This is a genomic window from Thermococcus sp. CX2, from assembly GCF_012027555.1.
Lineage (GTDB): Archaea > Methanobacteriota_B > Thermococci > Thermococcales > Thermococcaceae > Thermococcus.
Genome location: NZ_SNUQ01000001.1, coordinates 360,099 through 381,775 on the forward strand (window position 1 = coordinate 360,099; position 21,677 = coordinate 381,775).

Annotated in this window: 24 protein-coding genes; 13 read left to right on the forward strand and 11 right to left on the reverse strand. The window is 52.8% G+C overall.

Features of this window, described 5'->3' with window-relative positions:
• Position 1: 1 nt before the first annotated feature.
• The 3 genes from E3E23_RS02060 to E3E23_RS02070 all read left to right on the forward strand — a co-directional run bounded on the left by E3E23_RS02060 (position 2) and on the right by E3E23_RS02070 (position 2,150).
• Positions 2-328 (forward strand): hypothetical protein, encoded by a 327-nt coding sequence (locus E3E23_RS02060; protein ID WP_167906006.1) that lies wholly within the window; start codon positions 2-4, stop codon positions 326-328.
• 63 nt (positions 329-391) lie between these two features.
• Positions 392-1,498 (forward strand): tetratricopeptide repeat protein, encoded by a 1,107-nt coding sequence (locus E3E23_RS02065; RefSeq protein ID WP_206205597.1) that lies wholly within the window; start codon positions 392-394, stop codon positions 1,496-1,498.
• Positions 1,425-2,150 (forward strand): tRNA-binding protein, encoded by a 726-nt coding sequence (locus tag E3E23_RS02070; RefSeq protein ID WP_167906582.1) that lies wholly within the window; start codon positions 1,425-1,427, stop codon positions 2,148-2,150. The genes E3E23_RS02065 and E3E23_RS02070 overlap by 74 nt, the downstream gene beginning before the upstream one ends.
• A gap of 43 nt (positions 2,151-2,193) precedes the next feature.
• Here E3E23_RS02070 and E3E23_RS02075 read toward each other — a convergent pair whose 3' ends face one another.
• The 3 genes from E3E23_RS02075 to E3E23_RS02085 all read right to left on the reverse strand — a co-directional run bounded on the left by E3E23_RS02075 (position 2,194) and on the right by E3E23_RS02085 (position 6,224).
• Positions 2,194-4,047 (reverse strand): aldehyde ferredoxin oxidoreductase family protein, encoded by a 1,854-nt coding sequence (locus E3E23_RS02075; RefSeq protein ID WP_167906010.1) that lies wholly within the window; start codon positions 4,045-4,047, stop codon positions 2,194-2,196.
• Positions 4,047-4,883 (reverse strand): aldo/keto reductase, encoded by an 837-nt coding sequence (locus E3E23_RS02080; protein ID WP_167906012.1) that lies wholly within the window; start codon positions 4,881-4,883, stop codon positions 4,047-4,049. The genes E3E23_RS02075 and E3E23_RS02080 overlap by 1 nt, the downstream gene beginning before the upstream one ends.
• A gap of 108 nt (positions 4,884-4,991) precedes the next feature.
• Positions 4,992-6,224: a 2,3-bisphosphoglycerate-independent phosphoglycerate mutase gene (locus E3E23_RS02085; RefSeq protein ID WP_167906584.1), complete on the reverse strand. Its 1,233-nt coding sequence runs from the start codon at positions 6,222-6,224 to the stop codon at positions 4,992-4,994.
• 137 nt (positions 6,225-6,361) lie between these two features.
• Here E3E23_RS02085 and E3E23_RS02090 point away from each other — a divergent pair, with 137 nt between their 5' ends.
• The gene (locus tag E3E23_RS02090) at positions 6,362-6,862 is read left to right on the forward strand and encodes an HIT domain-containing protein (protein WP_167906014.1); all 501 of its coding nucleotides are present in this window, start codon (positions 6,362-6,364) and stop codon (positions 6,860-6,862) included.
• Here the strand turns inward: E3E23_RS02090 and E3E23_RS02095 are convergent.
• The 5 genes from E3E23_RS02095 to E3E23_RS02115 all read right to left on the reverse strand — a co-directional run bounded on the left by E3E23_RS02095 (position 6,859) and on the right by E3E23_RS02115 (position 11,495).
• Complete coding sequence (locus tag E3E23_RS02095) at positions 6,859-7,554, reverse strand: hypothetical protein (protein WP_167906016.1); 696 nt, start codon at positions 7,552-7,554, stop codon at positions 6,859-6,861. The two genes, E3E23_RS02090 and E3E23_RS02095, sit on opposite strands and share 4 nt — an antisense overlap.
• Before the next feature lie 105 nt (positions 7,555-7,659).
• A complete protein-coding gene (locus tag E3E23_RS02100) occupies positions 7,660-9,291 on the reverse strand; it encodes a Na+/H+ antiporter NhaC family protein (protein WP_167906018.1) in 1,632 nt (543 codons plus the stop codon).
• 157 nt (positions 9,292-9,448) lie between these two features.
• Positions 9,449-10,105, reverse strand: a complete 657-nt coding sequence (locus E3E23_RS02105; RefSeq protein ID WP_167906020.1) for an ACT domain-containing protein — start codon at positions 10,103-10,105, stop codon at positions 9,449-9,451.
• A 50-nt stretch (positions 10,106-10,155) separates the two neighbouring features.
• Entirely contained in the window at positions 10,156-10,893 is a 738-nt protein-coding gene (gene thyX, locus E3E23_RS02110; RefSeq protein WP_167906585.1) for an FAD-dependent thymidylate synthase, read from the reverse strand.
• 95 nt (positions 10,894-10,988) lie between these two features.
• Entirely contained in the window at positions 10,989-11,495 is a 507-nt protein-coding gene (locus E3E23_RS02115) for a DUF996 domain-containing protein (protein WP_167906022.1), read from the reverse strand.
• 233 nt (positions 11,496-11,728) lie between these two features.
• Here E3E23_RS02115 and argF point away from each other — a divergent pair, with 233 nt between their 5' ends.
• The 4 genes from argF (at position 11,729) to E3E23_RS02135 (ending at position 15,026) form a co-directional block, all read left to right on the forward strand.
• Positions 11,729-12,676, forward strand: a complete 948-nt coding sequence (gene argF / locus E3E23_RS02120) for an ornithine carbamoyltransferase (RefSeq protein WP_167906587.1) — start codon at positions 11,729-11,731, stop codon at positions 12,674-12,676.
• Positions 12,677-12,747: 71 nt separating this feature from the next.
• Positions 12,748-13,677, forward strand: a complete 930-nt coding sequence (locus E3E23_RS02125; protein ID WP_167906024.1) for an RsmB/NOP family class I SAM-dependent RNA methyltransferase — start codon at positions 12,748-12,750, stop codon at positions 13,675-13,677.
• A gap of 51 nt (positions 13,678-13,728) precedes the next feature.
• Entirely contained in the window at positions 13,729-14,358 is a 630-nt protein-coding gene (locus E3E23_RS02130; RefSeq protein WP_167906026.1) for a DUF257 family protein, read from the forward strand.
• The gene (locus E3E23_RS02135) at positions 14,355-15,026 is read left to right on the forward strand and encodes a DUF257 family protein (protein WP_167906028.1); all 672 of its coding nucleotides are present in this window, start codon (positions 14,355-14,357) and stop codon (positions 15,024-15,026) included. The genes E3E23_RS02130 and E3E23_RS02135 overlap by 4 nt, the downstream gene beginning before the upstream one ends.
• Here E3E23_RS02135 and E3E23_RS02140 read toward each other — a convergent pair.
• Both E3E23_RS02140 and E3E23_RS02145 read right to left on the reverse strand, forming a co-directional pair.
• Positions 14,995-15,957 carry a hypothetical protein gene (locus tag E3E23_RS02140; RefSeq protein WP_167906030.1) on the reverse strand — a complete coding sequence of 321 codons (963 nt, stop codon included), beginning with the start codon at positions 15,955-15,957 and terminating at the stop codon, positions 14,995-14,997. The two genes, E3E23_RS02135 and E3E23_RS02140, sit on opposite strands and share 32 nt — an antisense overlap.
• Positions 15,957-16,535, reverse strand: a complete 579-nt coding sequence (locus tag E3E23_RS02145) for a metallophosphoesterase (RefSeq protein ID WP_167906032.1) — start codon at positions 16,533-16,535, stop codon at positions 15,957-15,959. The genes E3E23_RS02140 and E3E23_RS02145 overlap by 1 nt, the downstream gene beginning before the upstream one ends.
• 60 nt (positions 16,536-16,595) lie before the next feature.
• Between E3E23_RS02145 and E3E23_RS02150 the strand changes: the two genes are divergently transcribed.
• From E3E23_RS02150 to speB, 5 genes are all read left to right on the forward strand, one after another.
• Positions 16,596-17,684 carry a saccharopine dehydrogenase family protein gene (locus E3E23_RS02150; protein WP_167906034.1) on the forward strand — a complete coding sequence of 363 codons (1,089 nt, stop codon included), beginning with the start codon at positions 16,596-16,598 and terminating at the stop codon, positions 17,682-17,684.
• A complete protein-coding gene (locus E3E23_RS02155; protein WP_167906036.1) occupies positions 17,662-18,321 on the forward strand; it encodes a 16S rRNA methyltransferase in 660 nt (219 codons plus the stop codon). The genes E3E23_RS02150 and E3E23_RS02155 overlap by 23 nt, the downstream gene beginning before the upstream one ends.
• 86 nt (positions 18,322-18,407) lie before the next feature.
• Positions 18,408-19,787 (forward strand): sodium-dependent transporter, encoded by a 1,380-nt coding sequence (locus tag E3E23_RS02160; protein WP_167906038.1) that lies wholly within the window; start codon positions 18,408-18,410, stop codon positions 19,785-19,787.
• An 83-nt stretch (positions 19,788-19,870) separates the two neighbouring features.
• The gene (locus E3E23_RS02165; protein ID WP_167906040.1) at positions 19,871-20,281 is read left to right on the forward strand and encodes a translation initiation factor IF-5A; all 411 of its coding nucleotides are present in this window, start codon (positions 19,871-19,873) and stop codon (positions 20,279-20,281) included.
• 75 nt (positions 20,282-20,356) lie between these two features.
• Positions 20,357-21,220 carry an agmatinase gene (gene speB / locus E3E23_RS02170; protein WP_167906042.1) on the forward strand — a complete coding sequence of 288 codons (864 nt, stop codon included), beginning with the start codon at positions 20,357-20,359 and terminating at the stop codon, positions 21,218-21,220.
• A 62-nt stretch (positions 21,221-21,282) separates the two neighbouring features.
• Here the strand turns inward: speB and E3E23_RS09980 are convergent, their stop codons facing one another.
• Complete coding sequence (locus E3E23_RS09980; protein WP_206205600.1) at positions 21,283-21,441, reverse strand: hypothetical protein; 159 nt, start codon at positions 21,439-21,441, stop codon at positions 21,283-21,285.
• Between the last annotated feature and the right edge of the window lie 236 nt (positions 21,442-21,677).

Here is a 21,677-nt window from a genome sequence, read left to right on the forward strand (position 1 = left end):
GATGGCTAAGTGTCCACTCTGTGGGACAACCTTAAACTGGGCCGAGCTCATCGAGCAGATGCTCCCTATAGATGACGCTCAGGCCATTTTCAAGGACAGGGAGCGCTTTATGAGGGCCTTTGAGGGCTTCATCTTCAAGTGTCCAAACTGCGGGGAGGAATTCTACGGGGGAAACCTTCCACGGAAGGAAGCTGAAAAGGTCTTCGACCTTCTCAACGAGTTCAAAGGCTCAATAGACTGGGAGAACAGGAGGGTAAGGCTCAGGCTAAACAGTCTTCTGGCCCTTGACATGATGCTGGAGCAGTGGGACAAAAAAGTAAAGGGTTAGCGATACTCTTTTTTACTTTGGTTCCACATCTTTTAGCGGTCGGTGGTTCTTGTGGCGGAGGTGGTGGAGCTTCACATATCGAAGGGGGATTACAAAGGTGCCCTCAAGAGCGCGTTGAGGATAGATACTCCAATAAAGAGACTCGTTGCTCTCACGGAGATTCTGACGGCTTTTCCAAGGGACGAAGTTCTTGCCAACATGCTTGACACCCTGGAATCCATAAGCGCTACTCCCGAGAGGGCACTAGCCTACTCGCTCCTCGGCAGGGCCCTCTACACCCTCGACAAGGACAGAGACGCCGAGGCTTACTTCGAACGGGCCCTCGCACTGGCGAACTCCATAGGTTCCCCGAGGATAAGGGGGGAGGTCTTCGCAGGGATAGCGAGGAACCTCGTCCTTTCCGATAGATACAAAGACGCCTTGGAGCTTTTTAAAAGGGCCGTCGAGCTCCTTCAGACCTCGAGGGGACTGTCATCTGCCGCGATCTCATCGTTAATAAGGATAGCAAGGCTCATAGAGAAGAGCGCGGATGAGATTCCTAATCCGATAGCCATCGAGTTCTACGAGCTGGCGAGGGATGTTTACTCGTCCATCTGGTTCAAGCTCCAGGCGAAACATCTCGAGGAAAAAATAGAGCTCGTAAGGGATGTCCTCAAGCGCGGCAAGGTCGCCGTTGAGGAGCTCCTCGAGAGGGGAGAGGTCGAACTGGCGATAGAAACCATGCGCTTCCTGCCCCTTGAGAGCAGGGCGATCTCAATGCTGGAGCTCTCCTACTGGCTTTTCCTTCACGAGCAGCCAAGACTTGGAAAAAGGGTCTTTGAAGACGCTCTCGAGATAATCTTTGTGGGCAAGTTCAGACCAACTGATGTGGAGCTTGAGCGCGTTGCTTATAGGTTCCTCCGCATAGGGCTCCTTGAGGAGCCGCTGGTTCTCGCCGGGATTATTGGAGACAACAAGCGTGCTTCGGAGCTCCTTGGGAAGATAGCAATGGCCTACGCGCGCTGGGGCGACGAAGCTAAGGCCCGCTCGATAGCCGAGGGCATAATGGACGAAAGCGTTAAGAACCGCGTTCTGAAAGCGTTGGAGGGTGAAGAAGATGTGGGATACGAGCAAGGACTATCGCCTGCTGGTGGCGGAGAAATCGGTGGAGCTCTTTCTGAAGACGATTGAGGGAGCAAAGTTCAAGGGCAAGTGGGACAAGAAGAAGGCCATTCAGCTGGCAAAGGAGATGATTCCCGAGATACAGGCGATGAGGTACTCTTACGTCGAGCCAAAGGAACTCATAGAGACGCCGCAGATGCAGGCTCTGAAGGAGAAGGCCAACGGCATAATCGAGGCTCTTGGTGGAGACGACTGGCACCACAAGTTCCTCAGCCTGGCGGACAAGAGCGAGCGCGAGAAGGTTGAGGAGGCGGTGGCAAAAATAAGGTTTTTCCTCAACACCATCCTCAACCTTGACAAGCGCCTAGCATTAGGTAAGATAAACGATCCGGTCATAGCGGTGGACATAAAGGTCGGCGAGGTCATGAGCGTCGGGAAGCACCCCAACGCGGACAGGCTTTTGGTTACGAACGTCAACATCGGCGAGAGGGCAATAACTGTGGTCACCAACGACCTCACCGTTAAGGAAGGCAACCGCGTTGCCGTTGCCCTGCTCCCGCCGGCGAACTTCCGCGGAATAGTCAGCGAGGGAATGTTCCTCGGCGCTGGTGAAGGCGTCCTCAAGGACGTCAAGGGAGAAATCGGCGGTTTGCCGAAGGGAATCCCGCTGGAGGCCTTCAACGAGACGAGGAACCTTGTAGAGGCGTTTTTGAAGAGCTGATACTTTTTCTTCTCAAATAATTTTGAAAGAAAAGAAGAATAGCTCATTCAAGCCGTTTTTTAACTACCTCAATCGCTCTCTTGGCATCTTCCTTGAACTCCGGATAGCCAAGCTCTTCCATCGTCTCAGGTAGCGGGACGCCAAGCTCCTCGTGCCAGCCTCTCAGCCTGTAGAACTCCCTTCTGGCCTCAAGAAAGTCGTTGTAATCAATGAAGGCCGCGTTGCCTTCCGCTGGCCCCTCTGGCTCGGGCTCCCACCAGCGCGGCGGTATGGTGTCGTCGTACGGCGGCGTGACCCAATCGAGGGTGTCGTGGATTCTGGCGATGCTCTCCACCGCTTGGGCAACTTTCCTCAGCCTCTCAACCGTCCACTCCTCGCCAGTGACGATGCTGTAGAGCCTCGCTAGGTCTTCCATCCTGTAGGGCACGAACTTACAGACGCCAAGCATGTCGGTGATGTAGCTCTCGTCCCTGCCTTCTATCATCGAGGGAACGAGCTCCTTCGCCGGCCCCTGGTTGGGCAGCTGATGCGGCCTTGGCCAGCCCCTCAGGTGGCTCGCTCCGACGTCGGCTGTGGCGTAGCTGAGCGCGTAGGTTCTCCTTCCGCGTGGGTCCCAGGCCGGTGACTCCATGCCCTTGACGTGGACTGCAAACTCGCAGCCCCTTCCGAGCCTTTCGCAGGCGCGCTTTACTCCATCGGCAAGGATCGCACCGATGCCCTTCCTCTCGGCCATGAGCCTGAGAAGTCTTTCTTCAGCCTCTTCGTCGCCCCAGCCTTTGACGGGGAAGCCTATCTCGTCCTCGCCGATTAGGCCCCTCTCGACCATCTCGAAGAGCCAGGCTATGGTATTTCCAGCGGCGATGCTGTCCAGCCCGAGGTTGTTGGCGAGCCAGTTGAAGTACGCAACAGCGGGGAAGTTGAAGACTCCCGTTGCTGCTCCGAGCATAGCTATGCTCTCGTATTCTGGCTTGACGCGTATCTTCCTCCCCTTGTATTCGACCTCGACGTAGCGAGCACACTTTATTGGACAGCTCTTGCCGTGGATGTACCACTCCGGCTCGATCTCGTACTTCTTGACCTCGTCGCCCGCTAATTTGCTCGCCAGCTCGTCCGGGATGTAAGGCCTCGAGAAGTTGTAGGCAGGACTCATGCCGAGGCTCGCCGAGCTCCTGAGGGCATCGGTGGTTCCGTAGTTCCTCGTGTGCCCGTACTTCGGATTGGTGGCGAACTCGTTGTAAAAGCTCTCCCAGAGCTTTTTGTACTCCTCTGGATTGGCCACCTTCGGCTTCTCGCCGGGCTCAACTACAACGGCTTTGAGGTTTTTGCTGCCCATGACCGCTCCAAGACCGCCCCTTCCAGATGCCCTCTCGGTGTCGTAGACAATGTTCGCTATCCTGGCAGTTTTTTCTCCAGCTGGCCCTATCATGGCCATGCTCGCCTTGGGATGCTCCTTCCAGATTTCCCCAGCGACTTCGTAGGTTCCCCTGCCCCATAGGCCTTTGGCGTCCCTTATCTCAACCTCGCCATCATGGATGTAGAGGTAGACTGGCTCTTCCGCCTTCCCCTCGATTATCAGGGCGTCGAAGTGGCCCTTGAGCTTGGGCCCGAAGGCGTCCCCACCGCTGGAGTCGCTTATTAACCCAGTCTCGGGGCTCTTGCTCACGGCTATGACCTTACTCGAGCCCGGAACTAAGCCCGTCATTCCTCCTGGAGCGAAGACGAGCTTGTTCGCCGGGCTGAGCGGATCGGTTCCCGGCGGAACCTCACGGTAGATGATATAGTAGCCAAGCCCCTTTCCTCCTATGAACTTCCTAATCGTCTCGTCGGGCAGCTCCTCGTAGGTTACCTTACCTTTGCTTAGGTTCACGCGTGCTATCTTGTTGTGGTAGCCGTACATCAAACGCACCTCCGGGCTTTTTCTCTATCCTCTTCGCTGAGCCTCCAGCCCATGGCTCCAAAGTTCTCTTCGAGGTGGGCTTTACTCCCGGCCTTTGGGATGGCTATGACGTTATCCTCCCAGATGAGGTAGTTCAGCGCGATCTGAGCGGCGGTTTTGCCGTATCTCTCACCGATTTTTGCCAGGCACTCATTCCTCGCGAGAGAACCCTTCTCAAGCGGCGTGTAGGCTATCAGGGCAATCTTCTCGCGCTTCATGTAGTCGAGCAGACCGCTTGTCTCTGGCCAGCGGTCTCTGAGGGAGTACTTCACCTCGTTGGCGACTATCTCGTACTTTTTCATGACTTCCTGGGAGCGCTTGAGAAGTTCAAGGTCGAAGTTGCTCACTCCCATGTAGCGGATTAATCCTTCATCAACGAGCTCCTCCAAGGCGCGAAGCGTCTCCCTGATTTTCTCAAAGCTGTTGCTTGGCCAGTGGAGAAGGTAGAGGTCTATGTAAGTGCCGAGTCTCTTGGCGCTCGCTCTGGCGGCCTTCTTCGCGCTTTCGTATCCGAAGTGCGTCGGCCATACTTTGCTGATGATAAATATATCGTCTCTCTCAAACTCCCTTATCGCTTCTCTCACTAGCTCCTCGCTGTGGCCGGCACCGTAGAACTCTGCCGTGTCGATGAGGTTGATGCCCAGCTCGAGACCATGCTTGAGAGCTTCGATGCTCTCCTCATCTTGCGAGTAATCAGGGCTCTCGTAGCCGCCGATGCCCCATGTACCTATGCCTATAGCCGTGACCCTGTCACTTCCTATCCTCTTGAGGTCGTTAAAAACCGGAACTCTCTTCACACTATCACCTATTTTGGAGGTTCGTCCCGGAATCTTATTAAGTTTTTCATTTGAACGTTAAAATGAAGTTCATTTCAAGCGATACGGAAGAAAAAAGAGGAGAAGAGTTCAGGCTCCGAACTTCTCGGAGCGGTTCATGAGATCCATCATCATAGACACTATGTCGTGACCCTTCACCCTGCCTATTCCACCGCGCATGCACTCGCGCTCGCCGAAGGCCTCAGTGTGGTCGGCCCTGACGCCACCGCCAGCGATGAGGAGCGGAACCGGGTCGCCGCTGTGGTTCTTGACCTCACATGGAGTTGAGTGGTCGCCGGTTATCGCTATGACAACCTCCTCGAGGTCGATGTTGTCGATGATGTAGCCTATCATCTCGTCGGCCTTCTCCACCATTTCAGCCTTGAGCTTCGGGTTGTTGTCGTGGCCGGCAGCATCGGTAGGTTTGAAGTGGAGGAACACGAAGTCGTAGTCCTTGAGGAGTTCAACGACCTTCTTGGCTTTGGCTATCGCATCGGTGTTGTATTCTCCGGTCGCCCCTTCGGGCGTGTATATGTCAAAGCCTATCGCCCTTGCGACGCCCTTGACGAGTGAGACGGCAACGACTGCCGCGGCCTTAACCTTCCACTGCTCGGTGAACTTCATCGGTATGTCCGGATAAGTTCCCGCGCCCCTGACGAGGAGGTAGTTCGCTACCGGCTTGCCCTCCTTCCTCCTCTTCTCGTTTATCGGGTGCTTTTCGAGAACCTCGTGGGCCTGCCTCACGAACTCCTCGAGGATTTCTGCCACCTTCTTGCTCTCCTCATCCTCATATGTAAACTCGTGGGGCGGTTTACCCGCCTCGTGGGGGTCGTTCTCGCCGACTCTATAGCCAGCAGCCATGCCCTTGAGCACCAGAACGGCCCTGTGGCCGGTCGCCCCAACGAAGATGAAGTCAACAGGCAGTTTGACGTTCTCCTGAATGGCCCTGGCGAGCTCGTGGGCTTCCTCCGTGCTTATTCTTCCGGCCCTCCTGTCGGTGATGATGCCGTTCTCGATAGTGGCGAAGTTAACCCTGAAGGCGAGGTCGTCCTCGTCAAGGTCGAGGCCAACTCCCAGCGCCTCGAGGAAGCCCCTGCCGCGGTAGACCTTGTATGGATCGTAGCCGAATATCGAGAGGTGAGCGGTGTCGCTGCCGGCTGGCTGGCCCGGCTTTATAGGGTCCTGCTGGCCAAGGATTCCCATCTTGGCGAGCCTGTCCATGTTAGGCGTATTCGCGTACTCGAGCGGGGTCTTTCCACCGAACTCTTTGATCGGCCTGTCTCCGAGGCCATCGAGGATTATCAGAAGTCCCTTCCTCTTCACGTCTATCACCGGGAGTGAGTAGGGGGTAATCATTAAAAGCTTTGTTGGGCGGTTCTGAACCCCTATGGGTCTTTGTATCGTAATGTGTCCAAAAAAGCTTTTAACCCTGCCCCGTTTCCCCACCTGGAGGTGACAAGATGAATGTACTGTGGGCACCCTGGAGGATAGAGTACATACGCTCACCCAAGCATGATGGATGCATATTCTGCGACTTCCCGAAAGAAAACCGCGATAGGGAGAGACTCATCCTCTACCGCGGGAAGCACAGCTTCATAATCATGAACAACTACCCTTACAACCCCGGCCACGTGATGATAGCCCCCTACAGGCACGTGGGCAAGTGGGAGGACTTGACCGACGATGAACTTCTTGAGATAATGAAACTCTCCCAGCTCATGATAAAGGCTCTGAAGAAAGCTATGAACCCAGATGGCTTTAATATGGGCGTGAACCTCGGAAGAGTCGCTGGTGCCGGCATTGACTCCCACGTCCACCTCCACATCGTCCCGAGGTGGAACGGCGACACAAATTTCATGCCGGTTATAGCCGATACGAAGGTCATCCCTGAATCACTGGAAGAGGCCTACGACGAGCTGAAGAGGGCACTTGAAGAAGTCCTAAAAGAAGAGAAAGTTTAAATCCGCTTTACTTTTATCTCAAACTTTTCTTTCAGCGGTAGGCCCTCAAAGAGCTCAGGTGTAAGCTCCAAAACCGGCACTTCCGCCTGTATGATCGTCTCCCTTCCTTCCTTCTCTTTAACCTTGAGTTCAACGAGGTGTTCATCCTTCACCGTGGCCGATAGGACCGTCCCATCCTCTGAAATACCCTCCAAGATGAAGTCCTTCCCTTTCAGCTCCCATGAAATCCTTTTTATGAGAGCCGGGGCTGTCTCAGGGGTTACGTGTTCCACGATTCCTTCTTCCTCGGTTATCGCCATCACTGGACAGGCCGCCTGGGCACTGCAAAAGTCCTGTATTGCCTTGGCTATGCCTTTGGCAAAAGTTTCGAGGGGCTTACCCATAAACACCTCTCCGAATCCTGACCAGCTGGCCGTCACCCTAAGCCTGCTCCCGGCCATCTCGAACGTGACGGTGAGTATGCCCCTGTCCCCAGTGAAGGTGTATATCGCTTTTCTCTTCTGGAAGCCGACCGCGAGCTTAAACTCATAGCCAAAATCAAAGATGAAGCGCGGCACCTTGAACCGAACGGTGTCCCCCTCAATGCTTTCAAAGTAAGGGAAGAACGGAAGTGTTTTCTCCGGCTCACTCAGGATTACTTCAAGGCTCTCCCATGGATGGATGATTTCAACTTCCCAGCTCTTTGTTTTCACGATTACTCACCCACTATTTTATTAATTAAGGCCTTAAAAAAGGATTTCTTAAACCGTCGGTTTAGAACCCGTCAACGACTGCATACACAAAAAGAAATGGAAAAATCAGCTTTCCTCTACGATGTAGGTGGGAACCTTGCCGTGTGGGATACCCGCCCGTCTGCCGTACCACTCGCTGAGGACACGGTGAAGCACCACGAGAAGGAGCACCGCTATCGCCAGTAGCACCCAGCCGTTCCTTAGTCCGGCGGCGAAGAGCAGAAGCATCACTGCACCAACGACACCCGCGGTGAGGGCGTAGGGTATCTGAGTGTTCACATGGTCGATATGGTCGCAGCCAGAGAACATCGAGCTCATGATGGTTGTGTCACTGATCGGGGAGCAGTGGTCGCCAAATACTCCCCCCGCAAAGACTGAGGCAATGCTGGCGTAAACAATCGGGCCAAAGCTTCCGCTGAGCTGGTAGGAGAGCGGAACCGCTATAGGCATCATTATCGCGAAGGTTCCCCAGCTCGTTCCGGTCGTGAACGATATGAACGCCGCCACCACAAAGACGACGAAGGGAATCAGTCCAGGGGAGAGCACGTTTGAGGCCACCCTGACTATGTAGTCAGCAGTTCCAACGGCGTCGCAGGCGCTCTTGATGCTCCACGCGAGGATGAGTATCATCATGGCGAAATGCATCTGCTTCATTCCCGCGACCAAGGTGTGCTCGACATCCTCAAGGGTCATTATCTTCATGGCCAAGACGAGCGCCATTGCAACTATGACCATTGAGAACGAACCCCACACGAGGGCCCACGTCGAGTCTGCATTCGACAGAACCTCCTGGAATCCTCCCTCCGCATAGGCAGCATTTCCACCTCCGGTAACCCACAGGCCGAGGAAGGTCATGAGAACCAGTGCCAGGACGGGTAGTATGAATACCCAGACGCTTTCCTTGTCCCCTATAGGCATTCCAACATCGACCTCGGTGGTCATCATCGGCCGGGCGCCGTCGCGGAGCACTTTACCCTCCTTTCTGGCTCTGTACTCGGCCTTCAACATCGGACCGTAGTGCCTGTGAGTAGCCGCCACGAGGTAGACAAGGATAACCGCGAGGATTGGATAAAACCTGTAAGGCCAGCTCGCGAACCAGGCCGAGTAAGCGCTTATGTTTTCACCCACGCTTGCGATGGCGTCCTTTAGGAGTCCAAGCTCGTAGCCTATCCACGTTGAAACCACGGCCAGAACTGCCACCGGGGCGGCGGTGGAATCGTCAGCGTAAGCCAGAAACTCCCTCGAAACTCTTGCCCTGTCGGTGATGGGCCTCATGGTGTTTCCGACAATGATTGTGTTCGTGTAGTCGTCGAAGAATATTATGGTACCAAAGATAGCCGTCATCAATGAAGCAGCCCTGCTGGTCTTGACCTTCCGAGTTACGGCTTTGGCGATGGCGTTCATTCCACCCGCTTTGTATATAAGTGCGACACCGGCACCAATGAGTGCGTCGAACAACAGTATTCTAGTGTTCCACAGATCAGTCATGACCTGGCCGTCTTCTTCCCATGCTGAAGCTATGTTGAAGACTATCCACTTCAGTGTTTCAGTAGTTGCACCTATTGGATCTCCACCTGCAACCAGAAGTCCACCTACCCACACTCCAAAAAACAAAGCGAATAGGACCCTTTTGGTGAGTATTGCCAAGCCTATAGCCACCAGAGGCGGCAAGAGTGAGAGCACTCCAAAGTCTGACATGGCTATCCCCCCTTACAGTGCCAACAACCATCCTCTATCCTGCAGGTCCTGAAACGGAAGCACTCGAGGAATAATCGAAACGTTTTTATGTTTTCTGTAACAAATATTTCAAAATAGTCAAGTTTTGTTATATTTGAAACAGTTTATTTAGAACGATTTACCGCATCCTTCTTATCAGCTCTTCGAGAATTTGGTATGCCCTTGGGGCGTCTTTTCGGTCAATTACAAAGATCGTGTCTTTGTAGCAGGAAATTACTTGAGTTATATTTATCCCGTTTAATGAGAGTGCTGATGTCATGAAGGCCACTACACCAGGAGTTTCGATTATTCTCCCTGGGCTTATTATGGTGAGTGCCGTTTGATCCCTCAGTATGCTGACGGTTTCTCCCACCAAGTGGCACACTTTTTCCTCATCCTCACTGGCAATAACGATTGTAAATGTTTCTCTCCCTTGGGTCAGTTGGAAGAACCGTGACTCACTCATTATCTCGGAGATATCTTTTATAACTCCAGTAATGCGCTCCTTTGAAACCGTTATCACGCTCACATCGGACTGCAACTCTATAATGCTGTTCCCGATAACCTCCCTAACCCTGCCTTCCAGGAGGGATTTTTCTTTTTTGAGCTCTTCGCCTAGTCTTATCAGTGCCATTTTAATGGCGGGAATCGAAGAATCCAGATCAAGCTCCTCAGCAAGAAGTCTCGCAAGGGCGCTATAGTTAACAATTCCCAAGCTTATGCACTCCCTCACAAAGGGCCTCCTCATTATCTCCTCCCGTATAACGTCGGTTATACTCCTCCTCTCATCACTCATAAGCTCCACCCACCAAGAGCTGACCCTTCAAAAGAATTTAACGGGGGGTTTCACCCCAGAGCTACTTCTTTCCATTTCTCCCGCGTCCTCTTCCAGCAACCGGGGGGCATAAGCTGGCCCTCGGGGCAATAACCGAGCTGGATACAACGCGGCCCAAGCTTCGCCCATTTTATTATCGGCCTCAGCTCATCGTTCTTCGCGATCTCCTTGAGCATTTTCCAGGCCACTTCCCTTATCTCCCACTGGGACCTCTCGCAGGCCCTCAATCCAAAGAAGTGCTTGAGCTCGCGGAGGTTCATTGTGACCACTATTTTCGTCTTTACAGCCTGGGGGAGGATGAAGCGAGCATCTTCTTGGTGGACGCCTTCGCTGTAACTCTCCTCGTATAGCTCAATCGCCCTTTTCATGAATTCCTTCCACTTTTCGTAGAGCTCTGGCCTTTCCTTAACGCTCTCGGGGATTACAAAGGTCTCCTCGACGTTCTCAGGGTTGAGCTTTATGTAGCGCTGTGACTGCTGCGTATAGCTTGCTATTCTGTGACGAACGAGCTGGTGCGAGGTAATCCTGGATATACCCTCAATGGAAAACGTTAGAACCGCATGCTCCAGAATGGACTCATGGCCATAGCCGAGAACCTTCGGAAGGTGCATCGTGACGTCCTTTTCGCCCATTCGCTCAAAGGCTTCCGTCTCCCATTCATCCCAGTAGCTTATAAGAGCTGCCCAAGTGACGGTTTCCAGAGGTTTTTTCGTATAATTGACAAGCTTGACTTTGATTCCATCCCCCATCAGCGCCACCGAAGGTAAAACCGCTTCAGGTTTATTAGGTTTACCCGATGGGAACAGAGAACCAAATACCCTGCATATCAAAATAAAAGGGAAATTCAAATGGCCGGGGAAGCCTCGCCCCTTCCTGGAACCTCGTCCGGGAGGGAGAAGAAGGCCACGACCTCCAGAATTATTGCTATGAATAAAACTAGGGCTCCTATCATCACTACCATCAGAACTGCGCCAATTATGTAGAGCAGTGCCACTGTGTGGAACATCCCAACGCCAGTTTCCTTCGCTATCAGGTCATAGCTGATCTTCATGAACAATACCGCTGCGATCAGCAGAACTATGCCAACTACCCCCACAACTCCCATGCCGACAACATCCATAGCTCTACCACGCATCGCTGGGAGCATCACGGCCACAAACAGTATAAGACTGGACACAATTCCCAGTATAGCCGCGTACAGGTACTTCTGGAATATTTCATCATTTCCAGTGGCCTCGGATATCTTCTTCACCGCCAAGAGCTTCAGTATGAAGCCTATGAACCCAAGTCCTACGAGTCCAAGCAGGGCACCAACACCGCCAAGTATCTTAGCGTTACCAAGCTCTCCCATAGATAACACCTCAGGGAATAATGAGGCGTTATATTATAAAAGATTTTCCACATTTCTCAATAAATTTTGGACACACTTCCATCGAAAATACATGAATGTCATTTACATTCCACTGGTGTCCATTACGTTTAGAAAGCTCTTGAGCATCGGTGCTCAAAAGGTTTCAGTTGGAAGCACCTTTATCCGACGAAAGGATTATTAAAAGGGATGGCCAGCTTTAAACGGTGATGCACATGGTGGTTAGCTTAGCCGGAAGGGATATTCTCTGCCTCCAGGACTTCACGAGGGAGGAGATTGAGACTATTCTCAAAACCGCCGAAATGATGAAGATATGGAACAAGATCGGCAAGCCGCACCGCGTTCTTGAGGGCAAGACCCTGGCAATGATCTTTCAAAAGCCCTCGACCAGGACGAGGATAAGCTTTGAGGTTGGAATCTACCAGCTCGGTGGTTACGGCCTCTACCTCAACGCCAATGATTTGCAACTCAGGCGCGGTGAGACGATAGCCGATACCGCCCGCGTTCTGAGCAGGTACGTCGACGGAATAATGGCCCGTGTTTTCGACCACCAGGACGTCGTCGACCTCGCCAAGTACGCGGATGTTCCAGTCATAAACGGTCTCTCCGACTTCAGCCACCCCTGCCAGGCTCTGGCCGATTACCAGACCATTCTCGAGAAGAAAGGCCGCATAGCGGGCCTCAAGATTGTCTACGTCGGCGATGGTAACAACGTGGCCCACTCTCTCATGATAGCCGGAACCAAGCTTGGCGCTCACGTCGTCGTTGCAACTCCAGAGGGCTACGAGCCAGACGAGAGGGTCATCAAGTGGGCCGAGCAGAACGCGGCCGAGAGCGGTGGCTCCTTTGAGCTCCTCCACGACCCGGTCAAGGCCGTCAAGGATGCCGACGTCATCTACACCGACGTCTGGGCCAGCATGGGCCAGGAGGCTGAGGCAGAGGAGAGAAGAAAGATATTCAAGCCCTTCCAGGTCAACAAGGACCTCGTCAAGCACGCCAAGCCGGATTACATATTCATGCACTGCCTCCCGGCCCACAGAGGAGAGGAAGTCACCGACGACGTCATCGACAGCCCCAACAGCGTCGTCTTCGACCAGGCCGAGAATCGCTTACACGCCCAGAAGGCGGCGATGGCCCTGGTTATGGGCGGGATTAAGGTGTGACCCCTATTTTTGACCATTTCTTCCTTTGTTTCTAGGGGTTAAGGTTTAAAATCCCCATTCCAACTTTAGTTATGCTCCAGAAACTCTTCAGCCTCGGCTACTCGAAGACCTTCGCGGAGCGCTATTACGAGCTCTGGGGCGAGAGAGCTCTGGCAATAGCTGAGGCCATGGAAAAGCCCCTGCCGAGGTGCTTTAGGGTTAACACGCTCCGCATTGAAGTGTCCCAGCTCACCAAGCTGCTCAACAAGAAGGGCTTCCAGTTCAGGCGAGTGCCCTGGGCGAGGGAAGGCTTCTGCCTAACGAGGGAGCCATTCTCGATAACTTCAACGCCCGAATACCTGAGCGGGCTGCTCTACATCCAAGAGGCCTCGTCAATGTATCCTCCTGTTGCTCTGGAGCCACAGCCAGGGGATGTCATAGCTGACATGGCGGCCGCTCCCGGAGGAAAGACCTCCTACATGGCCCAACTCATGAAAAACGAAGGCATCATCTACGCCTTTGACGTCGGCGAGGAACGCCTGAAGGAGACCCGCCTGAACCTCTCACGCTTGGGCGTTACCAACACGGTTCTAATCCACAAGTCCTCGCTCCACATGGGGGAGCTTGGGGTAGAGTTCGACAAGATCCTCCTTGATGCTCCCTGCACTGGCTCGGGGACGATACACAAGAACCCAGAGCGAAAGGCCAACCGCACGATGGAGGATGTGAAGTTCTGCCAGGGACTGCAGATGAAGATGCTGGAGGTGGCCTTGGAGAACCTAAAGCCTGGGGGAATTCTGGTCTATTCTACCTGCTCCCTTGAGCCCGAGGAGAACGAGTTCGTGATCCAGTGGGTCCTTGACAACTTTGACGTCGAGCTTCTGCCCCTCAGATACGGGGAGCCGGCTTTAACCGCTCCCTTCGGCGTCGAGCTGAGTGATGAGATAAGAAACGCGAGGCGTTTCTATCCGGATAGACACGGAACGAGCGGCTTCTTTGTGGCCAAAATTAGAAAGCTCTGAGGAAAGTTTTTATCTGGCAGATCCCAAGATAAAGTCGGGGAGGGGTTACCGATGGAATTGGGAATCGACCAGTTTCTGGAAACCCTTACTCTAGGAGACATGGTTCTAATTAGGTATCTCCTAACCGACCATCCCGAGCTCTTGTTTTACAGTGCCGTCAAGCATGTCCTTGACGAGGGAGTGAACGTGATTATTGTAGACGCGTTCAGCACGTTCCACGTTTTCACGACAATGCTCAAATTCAGCGGCAGAGACGTCACTTTCCTGAAGAATTTACCAACTGTAAGGATTGGAGGCCTCGTCCAAGAAGGAAAGGTCGTAGCGACTATCAACCCATTTAATGATGTGTCCATCTTTGCTCAGGAGTTGTCCAGGAAAATAAAAGATATCGCAACGCCAGGAACCATGATTTTCTTCCTTGGAGCCGGAAAACTCCTCTCAATCTGGGAGAACAACCCCTATGACCTGAGCAGGTTCTTCATTGAGATTATTATGAAAACCCGCATTACAAAGGAATTCCGCAGCGTTGTCTTCGCCAACGCCGGAGTACTGAAGCCTGAGACTTTCGAGAAGTTGGAGTTCTACATTCCAATCATCGTTGAGCTCAAGGATGGAGGAAAGAAGGCCGAGATTCTCAAGCATGTCCACCCAAGGTTCGTTGGTTTGGGGGTGGTTCCATGAAAGATTTCAGAGACTTCGTGAGGTCGTTCAAACTGGGGGAAACAGTAACCGTCGAGCTATCATCGCGTTCTCCCCTTCATCTTGTCTTTTATGGGGCTCTTAAGTCAGCGCGGGAGAGGGGTATGAACGTCCTGGTTCTGGACGGCTTTGACAGACTGGCCATCGTTGTCCAGGATCTCAAGAGTGTCGGCATTGACATTGACCTGGACAAGTTAGACGTCATAAAGGGTGGGGGGAGGATACGGATAGGGAATCTGATAGCACACATTGACGTGTCTCACGACGAGAGGGTTTACATTAGAAAGTACCAGGACACATTCTACAGATACCTTAACTCCCATCCGGAAACCGTGCTGCTTGTCCTTGGCTTGGAGGAGCTCATCGTGAAGAGTAGCACAGGGAGCAGGGATGAGATGTTTTTTATGGATCTGCTTAGATCCTTCCTCAACGTCCCACAGAGAATCGCGGTTTACTTCATCAACCCCAGTCTAATCAGCGAGCGTGCCAGGGCTCAGCTGGAGGAACTCTCCACAAGGGTCGTCTCGGTGGAGTGTTCCAAGGGCTTGCTGATAAGAATCAAGAAGAGCATAAATCCAGAAGAACAAGGAGCCGAGATACTCGTGCCCATGGACTACGTTACCGAGACAGCATCTTATCAAGGTCCTTAAGCCTCTCTCTGACTTCCTCACTAAGCAGAGATTCAAGTTCCTCCCTTGCTTTTTTTGCGAGTTCAAACTTCTCCAAGCCCTTTGAAACACTTACCCAACTTATCCTTTTGCCTTCAACGAAGACGTCTATGTCGCACAGCCTCTTGTAGCCCACGTACTCGAGACCCTTAAGGAGGAACTTGACCCTCATCGGGTCTTCCCACGTCAGGAGCTTCAGCTTGTAAACCGGAACGCGCATAAATGGCCTTGGATAGTCCCAGTCCCAGCCCTCGCCGACTATGAAACCGAGGTCCAGGTCTTCTATAACCATCATGAGCCTCTCTATGTTTTCGTCGTAGCGCTTATCGGTGTCGTATACCTTTATGATCAGCTCCTTCCACTCCGGCATCAGCTTCGTGAGGAGTATGGGGGCGTCTGTACTGAGTTCACGATAAACGTCGAGGAAGTCCCTGTGGAGAAGCACGGCCCCCTTTATGTCCTCCGGCCCGATGGGGCAGTTGAGCTTCTTCTCGGTAACTGCTATTATAGTATCAGCTGCCTCGCCCTCATCGAGGGCCGTCCTTATGTCCATCACTTCCCCGCCGTACTTCTCGGCGAGAAGCTTAAGCCCCTCCTCGACCCTTGTGGGGATTCGTATCATTATCATGGTGCCCTCGATATGGACCTTCTCAATCGGCATCCCCTCGTTGATGATCTCGCTCAGCACTACGGGAGCGTGTTTGTTGATCAAGAAGGCCATCTCCGGTGGAATCGTTTCTTTCTCCCACTCGTCAGTGACGAAGACTATCGTCTCAAACTCATTGCTTTCGCGTATGGCATCGTTGGCCGGTATCTCATGAACGCCAAAAATCTCCATCAGCTTGGCCTTGACGGTCTCCACCTCTTTGGTTCTCAAGAACACTATAGATGGCCCAAACCTCAGAACGCGCATTACATACCCCTCCACATCTTGTATCCCCTCTCAAAGTCGGTCCCGGGGGGATACTTGACCCTATAGGTTCTCCTGCTCGGAAGGAGGACGAAGTTTACCCCAAGAACACCGTTCAGGCCCCTCTCAATGAGCTTGAAGTTGTGGCCGTAGAGCTTAAAGTCCGCATCGAGATTGACAACGTCTTTCCACGTGTGCCCGAGAGCAAAGCGGGCCCCCTCTATATCCACAACGCTCCCGGGCTCTATGAGGTTCTCACCAAAGAACTCCCGCAACATCTCCAAGTCGTCCTCGTTACCAGGAACGATGTATATTCGCGCATTGGAGCCGTCGAACATCCTCGCGAGCTTTCTCAGGGCTCCCCTGTAGCGACGCCTAAGATGCGGCTTCCTCTCGAGTTTTATATTGTCGGCCAGATCCCCAGTGTGGATTATATAGCCAGGTCCGACCTTCTCAATGAGTCCCTCTATGAAGCGGTAGGAGCTCTCTGGAGTATCGCTTATGTGCATGACTTTTATCTCGTCAGAGGAGGCCAATAGCTCCAGGACTCTCTTTCTGAACAGGGGCAGTCTAATCTGCATTGAATGAAGTAGGAGCAGACCTTATATATATCTTCTCTCAAGTTTCTTATGGGTGTTACCGTGAAGGTGCTCATTCTGGGAGCCGGAAACGTTGGAAAGGCGATAGCCTGGGACTTAAGGGATGAATTCGAGGTATGGGTCGGAGACAGAAGTCAGGATAGGCTAAACTCCGTCAGGGATTTTGCCGAGACGATAAAAGTCGATGCTTCAGACTTTGATTCTCTCGTTGAGACTATGAAGGAGTTTGAACTTGTCGTCGGTGCCCTGCCGGGAAGGTTCGGATACCGCTCGATAAAGGCGGCAATAAAGGCGGGCGTTGACATGGTGGACGTCTCCTTCATGCCGGAGAACCCGCTGAAGCTCCGCGACGAGGCTGAAAAAGCTCAGGTAACAATTATCTTTGATGCCGGCTTTGCACCGGGACTGAGCCACATCTTCATGGGAAGGATATGGCAAGAAATTGACGAGCTCAGGGAAGGCCGCATCTACGTCGGAGGCCTGCCGAAAGAGCCGAGGCCACCGCTCTACTATCGCATCACCTGGTCGCCCTATGACCTGATAGAGGAGTACACGAGGCCCGCACGAGTCATCAGGAACGGCAAGGTCATCTCAGTTGATCCATTTGAGAGGCTCGAGCACGTCCAGGTTGGGGATTTTGAGTTCGAGGCATTCGTGAGTGATGGCCTCCGCTCATTGCTTGAAAGCGTCAAGGCAGAAAAGCTTGAGGAGTGGACGCTACGCTGGCCTGGGCACCTCGAAAAGATGCGCGTTCTTAGGGAGCTGGGATTCTTTAAACCAGAGCACATCGATAAGACGCTTGAGGTCATCACGCCCCTCATGATCTACAAGAGCCCAGACTTCTCGATAATGGAGGTTGTTGGGCGGGGCACGCTTGATGGGGAGGACAAAGAGATCGGCTACTTCCTCTACGACGAGGAAAGGGGCGGCTTCACATCGATGGCTAGAGTTACTGGCTTCACAGCGGCGATAATAGCGCGTCTTGTTGCCGAGAAGGGCTGCATTTTCGGAATCATACCCCCCGAGATACTCGGCATGAGGATAGACACTTTCACAAGGATAACCGAGGAGCTCGCAGATAGGGGAATAACAATTGAGAGGTGGGAAAATGCTCCACCTGGTGATAGCTGACTCGGAGCTGGAGCTCGTTCCAGAGGGTATAAGGGACCATCCAGCGGTGGTGAACTACGCCAGAAGGAGAAACAAGAGGCCAGAGGAAGTGCTCCTGGACAGCACTTACCACCATGCGGCACTGAAAAAACTTGAAGACGGCGAGAGACGGGGAAGGCCGGACATAGTACACATCTGTCTCCTCAATGCCCTCGAAAGCATAGCAAACAAGGAGGGCCTGCTGAAGGTTTACGTTCACACGAGGAACGACGAGGTGATTTACATAAAACCTGAGACTAGGATTCCAAGGAATTACAACCGCTTCGTTGGCCTGATGGAGAGCCTTTTCAAGAACCGTGTCGTGCCGAAAGACTTGGAGCTCCTCAGGATGGAAAAGAAGGGCCTCAAAGAGCTCATCGACGAGATTAAACCGGACGGCGTTTTTATCATGCACGAAAACGGGGAGCTCTTGAAGCCCCAGGAATTCGGGAAAACCCTTGCCGAACTCCATGAGCCCCTTGTGGTTGTCGGTGGATTCCCTCACGGGGACTTCAGAAGTGAAATCCCAGGGAAAAAAATAAGCATTTACAAAGCCCCGCTGATGGCATGGACGGTTGTAAACGAGATAATCATCAACTTTGAACATTGGGTTTTCTAAATCCAAATAAGAAAACGACACAATGTTTTTATATTTCTTTCCTCTTAGCTCATTCTTAGAAACAGCCTCTGTGGGGGTGTATCTCAATGAGAAAAATAAGCGTCCTTATGGCGTTCCTAATAACCGGGTACATTCTTGGAATCTGGAACTTCCTGGTTCTACCGAAGTATTACATAACCTTCGGACTGAAGGGCTTTTTGGTTTCGCTGATTCCAATGCTGATAGCCCTGTTCCTGATCTACAGTGAAGCTGAGAGCACTAAAAGGACAAGGTATCTAATCTATGAGCTGTTCTTTAAGATAGCGAGGACACCCGCCCTGATATTCACCCTGATAATGTTTCTGCTGATAATGCTCGGTGTAACAACATACTACACTTCCTACAGCCTCATATACATCTTCGGACTTGAAGCGAGCTACGTTCCCATCTTAGGGGTTGTAACGGTTCTAATCTCCGCAGTGCTTTTACTCATGGCCAAGGGCAGGACCCTTGAGTTCATCTCTGTTATATCCATACTCTTCGTGCTCTTCGCCATAATATCAGCCGTTCTTATTAGGAACCAGGCCCTGAGCGCTGTTACCACCCCACAGGCTGTTCAGTACATGGAGAGAGCAGTTTCATCAATAACCTCCTTTGGCCAACCCTTGACGTTCAAAGGAGTTCTCTACATGCTCGTTTCGGTTCTCATCTCCTTCGGCCTTGGCGCGGGAGTTTACTACGTGGTGGGCAGCTTTACCCCCGAGGAGCTTGACCTGAGGAAGGTTCTGGGCATAGTGTTCATACTCCAGATAGTCCTCAGTTTTGCCGCAGCATTCACCGTTGCTTACTCCCTCGGCGCGGCCTATCAGGGATTCGATAGGAGCTTCCACAATCCCAATATCCCACCAGAGGAGTCCATGAAGCTCTTCCTCAAGTTCACAGACCTCAAGGAGTATGCCACCGACAGCACCAAGAGCCCGATAGACTCGATTGAGGTCTTCTACTCGATCCCCGAGGTTCTCAAGGGCAACATAGCAAATGCTGACAGGTTAATCTACCTGCTCATGCTTTCACTGTACTTCGCAGGCCTAACAACCATCATAATCCTTATCGAGATGGGCAGCCAGATACTTTCAGAGGTCATGCAGCTCGACAGGAGCGGGAGCCTTGCCATTGTTTCCGTAATTGGCATGATAATAGCCGGCCTCATGATGGTCAGTGATATCAGAATGATGTTCGTAGTTGTGCCCTTCAGTGTTGGTGCCCTCATAGCTGCAGCAGAGGCTTATCCACTCCTGTCCTCCGAGTTAGCCCACAACAAAGGAGCCGTGGAGGCAGTGATACTCCTGCTATTACTGGGTGGTCTGGTGACCCTCTACTACACCTTCAGGGCACCTTTGACCACGGTGAAGATAGGCGCACTGCTCGGCCTCGTGCTCTTTGTGCCGATGCTTATGAACGGCATGCTGATAAAAGGCAGGCGTTGAGGTTTCTCCGTTTTCTTTCCTATTCAAAAATTTTTTAAAGTCCCTTCCTAATCCCCTTTAGAACGCTTATGGAGGTCTGAAAAATGGGAGACAAGACTAAGGTTCAGGTTAGCAAGCTCAAGCCTGGAAGGTACATCCTCATCGACGGTGAGCCCTGCAGAATAGCGAACATAACCGTTTCCTCCCCAGGTAAGCACGGCTCCGCCAAGGCGAGGATTGAGGCCGTTGGCATCTTCGACGGCAAGGTCAGGAGCATCGTCAAGCCCACCAGCGCAGAGGTTGACGTTCCGATAATCGACAAGAGGACCGCCCAGATCATCGCCATGACCCCAGACACCGTCCAGATCATGGACATGGAGACCTACGAGCTCTACGATGTCCCAATAGAGACCGGCGTCGCTGACGAGGTCAAGGACCAGCTCAAGGAGGGCATCAACGTCGAGTACTGGGAGACCCTGGGCAGGATCAAGATAATGAAGCTAAAGGGCGAGTGATTTTTTCTTTCGCCCCTACTTCCCTTCTGCGCAACCTTTTAAACGGGTCGCTCAATTTTCTCCGGAGGTGAGACCGTGGAATTCCTCTACACCTACGACACCCTCAAACTCGAGTTTCCCCTCGTCGAGCCGGAAAATGCCAAGTTCGTAATTCTTGGAGTCCCCTTCGACGGAACAACCTCCTACAAGCCTGGAACCAGATTCGGTCCAACGCTCATCAGGCAGGCAACGCTCAACCTCGAGAGCTACATTCTAGACTACGGCATGGATATAGCCGAGCTCCCCATAGCGGATATTGGAGACATAGCGGTCATTGCCGGTGATGCCAAGGGCACGGCGGAAAGGGTGAGAGAAACCATCGAAGAGCTAAAGAGGACAAACCCCGACGCAATACCAATAACCCTCGGCGGCGAGCACTCGATAACCCTCGGTCCGGTCGAGGCCCTCAAGCCTGCCAGCTACGTCGTGTTCGATGCACATCTCGACCTCCGTGACCAGTATGAGAACAACCCCTACAACCACGCGTGTGTGGCGAGAAGGATTTCCGAGCTCGGGATTAGGGAGGCCATCTTCGGGGTGAGGAGCGGAACGAGGGAAGAGGTGGAATACGCCGAGGAGAAAGGCATCGCCTGGGTTCACGCGAGGGATTACTCCTTCGATGCCTTCGTGGAGCTGGTTAAACCCCTTCCGGAGCCGGTTTACCTCTCGGTGGACATCGACGTCTTTGACCTCTCGATGGTTCCGAGCACTGGTACGCCCGAGGCTGGTGGCCTGAGGTTCTGGGAGGTTATCGAGGCCCTCGAATGGCTCGTCGAGAACAAGAAGATAGCCGGCTTCGACATAACCGAGGTTGCAGGGACGGAGCTGGGAGATGTAACTGCCCTCACCGCAGCAAAGCTGCTCTTTTACTTCATCGGAGCAATGGGAAGGGATATCTGATTTCCTTTTTTGAGAACGAGCCAAGCTGCCAACAGTGCCCCAAGATATGCCCGTAACGGTCGTCACGAGATAGCCCGAGGCCTGGCAAACTCGCCAAGAAGGAAACCACCGAAGGCCAGCGCGAGGGAGAATATAACGACCTCCGGGAAGTTCATTACCCTCGCCCGCTTGAGGATGTTGTAGCCGACTATTCTAAGTGCCACGCCAATGACTATGGACATCCCATAGGAAGAAGAGCACCGCGGCGGGGTAAAATGCCAACGTAGCTGGCTATGCCCTCGAGAACCGTGGCACTCGATGCCTCAGGAACGAACAGAGCCACGGCGAAGGAGGTCAAAACTATGCCTAGGAGGCCGTTGAAGATGGACTCCGTGACGATTACGGTCTCGGGCGTCTGTTACTGTCATTTTGATTCCTCTATCCTATTTGTTTATCGTTGGAGTTAATAAGCATGCCG